9 protein-coding genes are annotated in these 11,838 nt (G+C 74.6%); 5 read left to right on the forward strand and 4 right to left on the reverse strand.

All coding sequences use genetic code 11. The annotated features are described in order from the left end of the window. Window positions 1-62 precede the first annotated feature (62 nt). Genes CLV40_RS23990 through CLV40_RS24000 form a run of 3 tightly spaced genes read right to left on the reverse strand, consistent with a single transcriptional unit; the run spans window position 63 to window position 2,607 of the window. The gene (locus CLV40_RS23990) at window positions 63-506 is read right to left on the reverse strand and encodes an avidin/streptavidin family protein (protein WP_104481234.1); all 444 of its coding nucleotides are present in this window, start codon (window positions 504-506) and stop codon (window positions 63-65) included. Continuing rightward, entirely contained in the window at window positions 503-1,165 is a 663-nt protein-coding gene (locus CLV40_RS23995) for an energy-coupling factor transporter transmembrane component T family protein (RefSeq protein WP_104481235.1), read from the reverse strand. Before CLV40_RS23995 ends, CLV40_RS23990 begins: the two co-directional genes overlap by 4 nt. Before the next feature lie 2 nt (window positions 1,166-1,167). Further along, the gene (locus CLV40_RS24000) at window positions 1,168-2,607 is read right to left on the reverse strand and encodes an AMP-binding protein (RefSeq protein WP_181043699.1); all 1,440 of its coding nucleotides are present in this window, start codon (window positions 2,605-2,607) and stop codon (window positions 1,168-1,170) included. A 126-nt stretch (window positions 2,608-2,733) separates the two neighbouring features. Here CLV40_RS24000 and CLV40_RS24005 point away from each other — a divergent pair, with 126 nt between their 5' ends. Together CLV40_RS24005 and CLV40_RS24010 are read left to right on the forward strand one after the other, a co-directional pair. Then, window positions 2,734-3,288, forward strand: coding sequence for a mycothiol transferase (locus CLV40_RS24005; RefSeq protein WP_104481237.1), 555 nt, complete (start codon window positions 2,734-2,736; stop codon window positions 3,286-3,288). Window positions 3,289-3,639: 351 nt separating this feature from the next. Further along, window positions 3,640-4,884 (forward strand): MFS transporter, encoded by a 1,245-nt coding sequence (locus CLV40_RS24010; RefSeq protein ID WP_104481238.1) that lies wholly within the window; start codon window positions 3,640-3,642, stop codon window positions 4,882-4,884. Here CLV40_RS24010 and CLV40_RS38270 read toward each other — a convergent pair. Beyond that, window positions 4,851-5,642, reverse strand: a complete 792-nt coding sequence (locus tag CLV40_RS38270) for an SDR family NAD(P)-dependent oxidoreductase (protein WP_181043700.1) — start codon at window positions 5,640-5,642, stop codon at window positions 4,851-4,853. The genes CLV40_RS24010 and CLV40_RS38270 overlap by 34 nt on opposite strands. Window positions 5,643-6,278: 636 nt before the next feature. Here CLV40_RS38270 and CLV40_RS24020 point away from each other — a divergent pair. From CLV40_RS24020 to CLV40_RS24030, 3 genes are all read left to right on the forward strand, one after another. Next, complete coding sequence (locus tag CLV40_RS24020) at window positions 6,279-7,889, forward strand: hypothetical protein (RefSeq protein ID WP_146108208.1); 1,611 nt, start codon at window positions 6,279-6,281, stop codon at window positions 7,887-7,889. A gap of 173 nt (window positions 7,890-8,062) precedes the next feature. After that, complete coding sequence (locus CLV40_RS24025) at window positions 8,063-9,100, forward strand: hypothetical protein (RefSeq protein ID WP_104481241.1); 1,038 nt, start codon at window positions 8,063-8,065, stop codon at window positions 9,098-9,100. A gap of 29 nt (window positions 9,101-9,129) precedes the next feature. Further along, window positions 9,130-11,427, forward strand: a complete 2,298-nt coding sequence (locus CLV40_RS24030) for a glycohydrolase toxin TNT-related protein (protein WP_104481242.1) — start codon at window positions 9,130-9,132, stop codon at window positions 11,425-11,427. The last annotated feature ends 411 nt before the right edge of the window (window positions 11,428-11,838 follow it).

An 11,838-nucleotide genomic window follows, 5' to 3' on the forward strand; every position in this document is an offset into this window, starting at 1 on the left:
TGTTCCCCCAGTTCCACAAAGGAGGGTGCGCACGGTGCCGGGCCGCGCGCACCCGGTTCCGGTCAGCCTCGGGGCCCCAGCACGTCCAGCGGGTGTGAGGAGGCGTGCCCGAGCGCGAGCCGGGCCTCGACCTCCTCGTCGGTCGCGGGTTGCCGGTAGAACTTGTCGACCGCGACCATCGTCGACTCCCAGACGCTCTTCACGGTGCTCTGCACCACCATCAGCCAGGTCGTGGAGATCCACTCGCGACCGACGGCGAAGTACTGGCCGCTCCACGTGGTGAGCGAGTTCGAGTCGTTCACCCCGTTCTGCCACGACACGCTCCACCCGACGGCCGCCCCGTAGCCCGCGGTGGGCGCGGCGTTGTACTTCCCGACGAGCGCGTAGACGCCGGGCGCGTTGCCCACCAGGGACTGGTAGGTGCCGGTGAGCGTGACCCCGTCGGACGCGGTGGCGATCGTCATCTTGGAATTGAGCTCGTTGTACCAAACTCCGTTGACGCTCATTGATCCCCCTGCGGATCGCTGGTTCGGACGGCCCGCACGCTAGCGCGGGACCGCCGGGAGCGCTCCCCGGAGCCGACGCCCCGCGCGTCCAGCGCCTCGCCCAGTCCGTCGGCCAGCCGCAGGGTCCGCACCAGCAGCGGGACCAGGAACGCGGTGCTCCGCTCGACTCCCCGGGCGCGCTGGGCGGCGCGCACCAGATCGGCCTGTTCCTTGATCACCGGGATGAACCGGATGGTCATCGCGACCACCAACCCCACCCGCTCCGGCCGCACCCCGAGCGGGCGCAGCGGCCGCAGCGCCGCCTCGACCGCGGCCACCACCGCCGAGGTGCGGGTGGTCAGCGTGACCAGGTTCGCCAGCGCGACCAGCACCAGCACCCGCAGCCCGACCAGCGCGGCGACGACCCACCCGGCGATCAGCACCTGCGTCGCGACGATCAACACCAGGAACGGCAGCACCGGCGCCGACTGCCGCCAGGCCACCCGCGCGGGCACCCGAGCCAGCGCGTACAGCAGCGCCACCGCGCCCAGCGACGCGCCCAGCACGGGCGCGGACCCGGCGAAGAACACCGCCGTGCCGACCGCCACCAAGATCGACAGCTTGACCCCGGCGGGCAACGCGTGCACCGGGGTCCGGGCGTCGTGGTAGAGGCTCAACATGGCTACCGCACAGTATCGCCCGCCCGGTCGAGCACCATCTCGCGCACCCGCGCCCGGTCGACCTTGCCCGTTGGGCGGTGCGGAAGGGCAGCGAACTCGAACAGCCGCTGCGGGCACTTCTGCCGCGACAGGTGCTCGGCCGCCCGGTCCCGCAACGCCGCCAGGTCGAGCCGCGCCGCACCGCGCCAGCGCACCGCCGCGCACACCACCTCGCCCCAGTACCCGTCCGGCAGACCGACCACCGCGGCCTCCGCGACCTCGCCCAACCGCAGCAGGGCCGCCTCGACCTCCTCCGGGTAGACGTTGACCCCGCCGCTGACCAACATCCCGCGCGTCCGCCCCAGCAGGTGCAGGTGGCCGCCCGCGTCGAGCCGCCCGATGTCGCCGGTGGTGAAGAACCCGTCGGCGTCCGGGCCCGAGCCGTCGTCGGGGGAGAGGTAGCGGGTGAACAGCATGTCGCTGCGCACGTGCACCCGGCCGGGTTCGCCGGGCGGGACCTCGGTGCCGCCGGGACCGCGCACCGACAGCTCCACCCCCGACACCGGCCTGCCCACCGAGTCCTCGGGACCGGTGCCGCCGTGCAGGACCGACACCAGGCTCAGCTCGGTCGCGCCGTAGACCTCGGCGGTGTCGGCCCCGGGGAACAGCTCGACCGACCGCGCGCGCCGGGCCGGTGACCACTTCGCGCCCGCGGACAGCACGGTCCGCACCAGCGGGAAGTGGCCGCGGCCGTGGTCGACCAGCGCCTCGAACATGGTCGGGACCAGGTACAGCACGGTCACCGGGTGCTCGCGGACCCGGGTCAGGACCAGGTCCGGGTCGAAGCGGGGCAGCAGGTGCAGGGTCGCGCCCGCGGCCAGGGCGTGCACGGCGCCGAAGAGGAAGTGCGAGTGGCCCAGGGAGCCCGGGACCAGCACGTGGTCGTCCGGGCCGATGCCGAACTCCTCGTCGTAGCGGTCGAAGGTGCGCGTCCACGAGCGGTGCGCGCGGACCGCGGCCTTGGGGCGACCGGTGCTGCCGGAGGTGAACCCGACGTAGAACGGTGCGGTGTCGGGGACCTCGGGCAGGTGCGGCGCGCGCGGCCGCGACGCCACCCAGTCGCGCAGCCCGCCGAGGGGGACGCCCGGGACGTCGTGGTCGGTGCCGGTGAACACCAGGCTCGGCCGGGTCTCGGCGAGGACCGCCGCCACCTCGGCCCGGCTCCACGCCGGGTCGTAGACCTGCACCGGCACACCGGCGAGCGCCGCCCCGAGGAAGACCTCCAGCACCTCCACCCGGCGGTCGGCCAGCAGTGCGACCCCCGCGGCGTGCTCGGGGCCCAGGGCGTGGGCGAAGGCGCGGGCCCTGGCGAGCAGGGCCGCGTAGTCGACGGTCGCGCCGTCGCCGGAGACGACCGCCGGTCGGTCTCCCGCGTGCGCGGCGAAGCGGGCGGCGATCGTCATGGCGAACGCCGCCGTGGTGCGGATGCCACGCCTTCGGACCTTACGAGGGTTGTCGAAGCACCGCACGCCATGGCAGCCGTCCGCAATTCGTTCGGCGCGGTCGCGGCCCGGTGCGAGCATGGGCCCATGAACCCACCCGAGCGCTGGACCCAGGCCACCGTCCACCCCGACATGTGGGCGGACCCGGCGGACGACCCCCGCGAGAGCGACGGTCCCAGCCCGGACGGTGAACTCGCGACGCTGCGCGGCTACCTGCGCGACTACCGCCTGACGCTGCGGATGAAGTGCGACGGCCTGACCCCCGCGCAGCTGGCCCACCGCTCGGTCCCGCCGTCGACGATGTCGCTGCTGGGCCTGGTGCGCCACCTCGCCGAGGTGGAGCGGGACTGGCGCACGTGGATCACCGACGAGGACCTGCCCAAGCTCTACGGCCCGCGCGACGGCGACTTCGACGGCGCGGTGGGGGAACCGGCCGCGGTGGCCGCCGCCTTCGCGGACCTGGCCCGGGAGCAGGCGGCCACCGACGCGGAACTGGACCGGCACCCGGACCTCGGCGCGGCGCCGGGGCGCAGGTCCATCGCGATCCGCGACCTGCTGGTCCACCGGATCGAGGAGTACGCCCGGCACTGCGGCCACGCGGACCTGCTCCGGGAATGCGTGGACGGTCGTGTCGGCCAGTGACGCGGTCCGTGGTCCGTCCGGTTGAGCGTGGGTCGGCGATGCTCCGTCCCCATCGCGTCTCAGCACCGGGATCACCCACGAGTCCACGGCCGACTGGCATTCGGCGAACGCCGTAAGGAGCTGGCTCGTGTCACCCGTCGGTGAGACCTGACAGCGGCACGCGCCCATCTTCGCCGCCCACGGCGTTCCGGCCTGCTGCCCGGACCACCGGCGAGACCGTCAAGTCGGCCTGGACATCGATATCGGACTCGCGAACATCGCTCGGGATAGACCACGCACATTCCTTTTACTTGCCGATGTTGTGCATTTGCGGCATCGACGCAAATCCATTCGGTATTTATGCTCGCCGATATGGCGGCTCTTTCCACGGTGACCTACCGGCGTTTGTTCCTCGCCCAGGTCGTCGCGTTGGCGGGGACCGGGTTGACCACCGTCGCGTTGGGGCTGCTGGCCTACGACCTGGCCGGTGCGGACGCCGGGGTGGTGCTGGCCGGGGTGTTCGCGGTGCGGATGGCGGCCAACGTCCTGGTCGCGCCGATCGCGGCGGCGGTGGCGGACCGGGTGCCGCGGCGGGTCCTGCTGGTGTCCTTGGACTCGGTGCGGTGCGCGGTCGTGCTGGTGTTGCCCTGGGTGGGTGCGGTGTGGCAGGTCGTCGCGCTCGTGGGGGTGCTCCAGGTCGCGTCGGCGGCGTTCACCCCCGCGTACCAGGCGGTGATCCCGCTGGTGCTGCCGGACGAGCGGGACTACACGCGGGCGCTGTCGCTGTCCCGACTGGCCTACGACCTCGAAGGCGTGCTGAGCCCGGTCCTGGCGGCCGGGTTGCTCGCGGTCGTCGGGTTCTCGTGGCTGTTCGTCGGGACCGCGCTGGGTTTCCTGCTCTCGGCGGCGCTGGCGCTGAGCGTGCGCCTGCCCGACACCGCGCCCGGGTCCGCGCCGGTCCTGGCCCGCACCCTGGTCGGCATCCGCCACTACCTGCGCGCCCCGCGACTGCGCGCGCAGCTCGGCCTGAACCTGGGGGCGGCCGCGGCGGGGGCGATGGTGCTGGTGAACACGGTCGTGCTCGTGCGGGCGGGGTTCGGGCTCGGGCAGGTGTCGGTGTCGGTCGCGCTGGGCGTGTTCGGCGCCGGGTCCGCGACCGCCGCGCTGCTGCTGCCCCGGGTACTCGACCGGCGACCGGAACGCGTGGTGATGGTGCGGGCCTGCGGCGCGCTCGTGGTGCTGATGACCGCGGGCGCGGTACTCCTGTGGGCCGGTGGCGGGTGGTGGGTGCTGCTGGTCCTGTGGTTCGCCATCGGCACGGCCTGCTCCGCCGTCCTCACCCCGGTCGGCCGCCTCCTGCGCGCCGCGGCCGCGCCCGCCGACCTGCCCGCCGTCTTCGCCGCCCAGTACGCGCTCTCGCACGCCTGCTGGCTGGTCACCTACCTGCTGGCGGGCCTGCTCGGCGGCGCGCTCTCCCCGGCCGCCGCCCTCGGCTGCCTCGCGCTCGTCGCGCTCCTGGGCCTCGCCCACGGCACGCGGACCTGGCCGGGGGAACCGGCCGACGAGTCCATAGTGGACCGTGATCACCGGTGGCGGTCGGCGATGGCCCGCAGGTAGTCGTGGACACCGCCGCGGCGCCCCACCCAGGACGCCAGGCGGGGGGAGAGCGCGCTGACCGCGTTCGCGATCCGCGCCACCGGCGGGGCGACGGTGATCTCCGCGCGGTCGCGGCGCACGCACCGCAACACCGCCGCGGCGACGTCCTCCGGCCCGACGCGACCGAGCGCCCGGGGACGCCCGCCCGGCGCGTCGGTCTCGGCGACCAGTGTCGGGTGGACCACGGACACACCGACCCCGGTACCGCGCAGTTCCTCCCGCAACGCCCGGGTGAAGCCGACAACGCCGTGCTTGGCCGCGGAATCCAGGACGCCGTACGGGTAGCCGGTCCGGCCCGCGACGGAGCCGATGGTGACGATGTGGCCCCGCCCGGCGGCGAGCATGTCCGGCAGCAGGCGGGCGGTGAGCGCCTGGGTGGCGATGAGGTCGAGCCCGATCACCCGGCGCACGTCGCCCGCGGTGACGTCGCGGAAGTGCGCGACGTGCGCGGCGGCCGGGTTGGTGACCAGCAGCGTCGGTGGGCCGAGCACCTCGCGCACGACGCGCACGACCCGTTCCCGCTCGTCGTCGTCGGTGAGGTCGGCGGGCACGACGAAGGTGTCGTACCCGGTCAACCGGCGTTGCGTGGCGCGCGGGTCGTCCTCGGCGCGGGCGACGATGGCGAGCCGGACCCCCGCGCGGGCGAGGTGTTCGGCGACCACCGGCCCGATCCCGAGCGCGGCCCCGGTGAGCACGGCCACGGCACCGTCCAGTTCCACTGCCGCACCCCCATCCACTGGTTCCGTCGACCGTAGCAGGACTCGGATACGGCGTTCGGGTGATGAAAAAGTGTTGGCAGCCAAAGGAAGTGGTAGACCAGGAGCGAAGGCTCCGGTACCGGCCGTACGGGCGCGCCTGGGAACCGCGGTGTGAACGGCCGAACCGCCCCGGATCCGTGTCGCGCCTAGTACCGTGAACGTCCACGTGCGGCCTAGGGGGACCACCGTGAGCACAGGGCAACCACCACCCGCCCGATTACCCGCGGACGCCGCCTGATGCCCCCCGCGCTCCGCCGCGGTTCCGCGCCGGGTGGCTCTGCCGCCGCGCCCAGGTCCGCGGCCGCGCAGCCGTCGGCGCTCGGCCACCTGCCGTCGGGTGCCCACGCGCCCGCGCGCCCCACCGCGGGCCAGCACCCGCCGCGGTCGCCCGAGCGCGTTCCCGCCGCCATCGCCCACCGGCACCCGGAACACCCGGTACCACCGGGTTCCACGGGCCACGCCGCACCGCCGCGGACACACCACACCAGACACCACTCGGGCTCATCGGGCCACCTCCCGCCGCCCGCGCGGTCCCCGCAGCGGCCGCTCGGCGTCCTGACCGGTCCAGTTGGAGACCGGGACCTCCCCCCGGTGGTGGTGTCCGACGGCGCCCGCGTCGACTGGCGCCGCGCCCTGGGGTGGCACAAGGCCTCGTACGAGCCGGGAATCGGCTTCACCGTCGGCGAGTTCGTCCGCAACCCCGACTACGTCGACGACCGCGCGGCCCCGGCCCGGTCGGACCAGGCCCCGTCCCCGGACACCCCGACGACCACCCGCGCCAACTCGCCCCCGCGGCTTCCACTCGCGAGCCCCGCCCCACCGCGGTCGACACCCGCCGAGCACCCGGTGCCCGCCCGACTCGGCAACCACCGGCCGTCCGACCACGACGCCGCGCGCCACCGCAACCACGACGCCGCGCCCACCGGTCGCGACCGGACGCACCGCGCGGGACTCGGTGACCGGATCGGCCGCCTCGACGACCCGCGCCTGGACTCGCTGCGCCCGCACCTGCGCGCCACCCGGGCCGGGATGTCGGCGTTCGCCCCGTCCGCCTGCGCGGCCGACGGCGGTGCGCGGGGCGCGCACCACGACGACCGGTACACCGCGGGCCGGGTGCCTGGGATCCCGGGCCGGTTCCTGGTCGACATCCACGGCTCGCCCGACGCCGCGCGGATCGGCGACACCGCGCTGACCCCGCGCGAGCTGGCCGACCTCATCCGCGCCAACCCGGACTACGGCGGCAGTCCCGTCACCCTCCTCGGCTGCGGCACCGGCACGACCCGGGACGGCTTCGCGGCCCGGTTGGCGGTCGAGTTGGGCGTCCGGGTGACCGCCCCGGACGGCGACGCCTGGGCCGCCCACGACGGCAACCTGTTCGCCGCCACCCGCGCCCGCGACCCCGACGCCCCGCTCACCTGGCCCCCCGACGGCTCGTGGAACACCTTCTCCCCGACCGGCGCCACGATCGTCCACAAAGGACCATATCCGCCCGGTCACCGTCCCGCCTGGGGACTGTGCGCGCCGGTCGACACCGGTCGGCGGGCCACCTACACCCCGGACTTCTGGGCGCCGGGCACCACGGCCGACATCCTGCAGCAGATGGTCGACGTCGGCGTGCGCGCGGTCTGGGCGAACTTCAACTACGAGAACCGGGCGTTCCAGCAGTGGTGCCAGTCGGCGGACCCCGGCCCGCTCCCGCCGCTGTGCCCGGAGATCCGGATGAACTGCTGGGAGATGGTGATGTACGCGGCGATCGTGTCCGGCGAGCTGACCCGGGCGCAGGCGCAGGAGATCTACCGGTTCGAGAACTCCGCGGCGGGCCGGGAAGCCTGGACCCGGCGGCTCACCGGCCTGCTCGGCGGCGCCGAGCGGCGCCGGTACCGGCGGGGCGGACCACCGCCGCGGCGCGGGCAGATCGTCTTCTGGAACGGCATCAGCCACGTCGGCATGGCCACCGGGCGGATGCGCGGCGGATCACCGGAGGTGTACACGTTCTGGCCCCCGCCCACCAACCTCGCGGAGTTCGTCAACAAGAAGAAGCCGGGCCGCGCGGGACTGCTGGGCCACGCCACGGACGACTACGTGAAGACCTCGACCATCGACGCGCTCCGCGCCTACATGCTCGACCCGGACGGGGAGGTGAAAGCCGCGGAGGTCGTCGTGGAGTACAGCGACCCCAAGTGGCTGGAGCGCGACGAACACCGGTGACGCGTCAACCGTTGTCCGGTCACCGATCGCGCCCGGGTACCGGGACTTTCCTTCCCGACCCCCGGACCCGCGCGGCGCTCACGCGCCCGCGGCCGAACTTCGCAGACCGTCCCCCGTCGACCGTCCCAGCACCTAGGGTGTGGGGCTGACCCGAAACCCCAGGGAGGTTGCCCGTGGCCGTGGCGTGGCACAACCGGGCGGAGCTGAGAACCGCCGGTGTCCAGGAACTCCGGGAGCACCGTGCGGCGGGGACACTGGCGCGGCGGCGGGACGCGCCGGTCCGGGTGGGACCCGATGGGCGCGCGCGCGGTGGGTTCCACGTCTGCCTCACCGCCCGCGGTCTCGCGGAGGCGCGGAACGTGCCGGTGGCGCGGGTTCTGGCCGACGACGGCGTGCGGTGGCTCGACGAGACGGCGCGGATCTGGGGGATATCGCCGGTCGTCGGTGGACTGATCGACCGCTGCTTCGAACAGGTGCCCGCTGCCGAGGCCGCCGACTTCGCCGTCGCCGCCGCCGAGGCCATCCCCGTCGGCGGCGACCTGGGCCGCGTCCCGGCCAGGTGGGTGGTCGACCTGCTCGCCGACCACGAGGGCGGTGGCGCGCACGGCGTCCTGGGCCGAACCGACCCCGGCAGCCCGCAACACTCCGCCGTGGCGCGGGTTCTCCGGCTCTACACGCGCAAGCTCGCGGGCGAGACGATCGCCGTGGAAGAGTGGCGGGCCGCCGCGCTCGCCGCGCAGGAGGCGAGCGACCAGGCCAACGCCGCCACCCCGGCGGGGCCGCCCACCACCGCCACCGCCACCGCGTACGCCGCCGCGGCCGCCTACGCCCCGGACGCGCTCCCCGTCGAGGTCCGCGCCGCCGCGTGGCGGGCGTCGGTCGACCTCCCCGACCAGACCGCCGCCGCGGCCTACCAGGCCGTCCACCTCGAGTCCGAGGCGCTCGCGCAGGCCGCGCACTACGCGGTCAACACCGTCGAAGCCGTGGCGGACGCGGCTTTCCGCCGCGCCTTCGCGCCCATCGAGGACGCCGCCAACCGGGCCCGCGCGGCCGAGCGGGCGGGCCGGGTGCCCGAGCAGGCCGACGCCGACGCCGCGGCGCGGGCCAGGGCCGCCGCCGACCGCGGCGTGGCCGCCGTGACCGACTACCACCGCTGGCAGGCGCGCCTGCTGGTGCGACACCTGGCCCAGGCGCCGACCGCCCGACCGTAGGCCGATCCCGCACCACGAAAGGGACACCCATGAGTGACCTCGTCGGCATCAGCGGGAACGCCGCGTTCCTGGTCGTCCCCGGCCCCGGGCGCACCGGTCTCGTCGACCAGTTCGCGCCCGTCGACGGGATCCCGACCGGGCAGGGCAACCCGGTCAAGCGGGTCGCGCTGTCCGAGCTCGAATCCGTGTTCACCCTGCGCACCGTGCACGCCGACGGCACCGACGTGCCGGACGCCGACCCGCTCGCGGGCCACCTCGCCACCGTCCCGTTGCGACAGCTGCGCGAAACAACCCGGGACGAGCGGTCGGCGACCTGGTTCCCGCACCTGCCCGCGGACCCGGCGGGGGACAGCGCGTCCGACGAGGTCCAGGCCGCGCTGGAGGCCGCGTTGACCGGCGCCGCGCCGTCCGGCTGGACCGGCATGGCGGTCGAGTGCGAGGCGCTGGCGACCCGCATGGCGGTCGCCATCACGGTGACCATGGCCGACGGCACAACCCGCCACTGGGCCCCGCCCGCGATCATCGGCCAGTGGCTGCACCGGCTCCGCGTGCGCGACTACCACCCCGGCCGCGGCGTCTGGTTCCGCGCTCGCCTCGACCTCGCGCCCGGCGCGCCGATGACCCGCGACCTCGACACCTCGGGTCCACCAGCCTTCCGCGACGACCACGAGTCCTGCGCCGACGAGCTCCGCCTGCTCCCGCGCCCCGCCGCCGCCATCCCGCCCTGGCTGCTCGCCGCCGCCATCCGCAGTGACCAGGCCGCCCGCGCCGCCTACCCGGACCCCGAGGCGGGTGGGCCCCCCGAGATGGCCCGGCTCTTCGACGGCCGGGGCCGTGGCGGGAAACCGACCTGGTACCGCCCCGAGCTCGGCGAACGGGAGCGCCAGGCGGTGCTGGAGTACCTGGAGTCCGCGCCGGTCGTGCTCTCCGCCCGCGGCCTGACCCGCGACGAACTGTCCGATTCCGACGATCCGGTGGTGGTCATGGCCTTCCACACCGACGGCCGGTTCGTCTGGCCCGGGTCGGCCGCGCACTACCTGCGCGCGCACGGCGTGCCGCCCGCGTCGCCGCTGGTCGAGCACATCCGCGCCCGCCGCCACCGGCCGCCGGACGCGGTCCCGGTGATCGCCATGGACCAAGCGGCCGCGCTGGCCATGGGCAGGCCGTGGCAGGAGTCCGAAGTGGACGCCAAGGTGGCCGAGGCGCTGCGGGTGCTGGAGGGGGTGGTCATCGAGAAGCGGATCAGCCAGCGGCACTACAGCGTGCACGCCGAGCGGGAGGACGCCTGGTCGCTGCTGCGCGACGGCGACCGGTACCGGGTGCAGTGGTCGCTGGACCCGTGGAGCGCGGTCCGCTTCGGCGATGTCCGGCAGGCCGCCGCGTACCTGGCCGGGCAGCTGGCGGCCAACGCCGCGGAGCTGGAGTACGCGCTGGGCGAGGAGATCCCGGCCTGGCAGTCGCCGCTGATCGTGCTGTCCGACGACCCGCCGGTCGAGTCGTTCGCGAGCATCACCACGGAACTGCTGGCGGACGTCGAGGTGGACCGGCACGGCGGCACGGAGGGCAACCTGGTGTTCGCCGTGGACACGCCCTTCGACCGGCGCGGCCTGCCCCCCGAGTTCGCCGAACGCCCGTACCACCGCTACCGCCTCACGGGGTCGTGGCGGGTGGTGGCGGTGGTGTCCGAGGCGGGCGGCCGCGGGTACCTGCTGCCGCTGGCCGTGGAGGAGTACCTGCGTTCCGGCGCGATAGCGGAGGTCACCCCGGGCGGCCACCCCGGCCTGCCCCCGATCACCGACGCCATGCGCGCCGAGGCCGCCCGCACCCCCGGCGTCTGGGTGTACTGCGCGGACCCCGACGCGGACCCCGACCTCATCGACGGCACCCCCCTCCCGGTCCTGCTCGGCGGCTACAAAATCGGCGACGACGGCCGGTTCACGGGGGAGACCTACGTCAACGAGGAGTACCGCCCCGGCCCGCGCCGCCGCGGCTTCCCGCCACCGGAGACGGAGTTCGAGCGGGTCCTGGGCCACGTGGCGGCCGGGTGGCTGCCGCGCGACCGCCTCGTGCCCGTAGCCCTGGACGCCCCTTTCGTCCTGGAGACCGACGACGAAGGCGGCCTCCGAGTAGGCGTGCACCCCGACGGCCACCGCTTCCTGGTCGTCTACTCCTCGTCCCGCCTGGTCCCCCCGGACGCGGGCCCGGTCACCCGAACCACGGGCCGCGACCTCCTCCCGGCCCTCCCGGGCCTGACCCTCATCATCAACCCGGGCGAGGACTTCGGCACCGAACTCCCCGGCGACGACCTCATCGAGGAGACCCGGTGACCGCCCCCTGATCGTCCCTACGGCGGCGAGCACCCTGACCGACCGACCGCGCACGCACCTCTCCTTGTGCGTACCGGTTGTGGTGTGCTGGCCAATCGCGCCAGCACCAGGGCTTTCGAAGCGGCGTCCGCAAGACCGACGCCACCGCCACGTGTGCCGAGGTCTTGACCGGGGCGGGCGTCCGGCGCCTCTTCGTAGCCCGCGAAGCCGCCCACAACCGCCATGACGCGACCCGCCGGGTGACACCGCGCGGCGCTTTCGTGGTGGTGTGCGCGGGCTGTGGAGTTCGATGTCGGCTGTGTCTGTTTGATCTTCGTGTGGGGGACCCGCTTTTGGGTCAAACCCCGCAATATCGGCTGCGGTGTGTGAACGGTGAGGTGCGTACCCGTGCCGCTCCCGTTGGCGTACCTG

The organism is Actinokineospora auranticolor, assembly GCF_002934265.1.
GTDB classification, from domain to species: Bacteria; Actinomycetota; Actinomycetes; order Mycobacteriales; family Pseudonocardiaceae; genus Actinokineospora; species Actinokineospora auranticolor.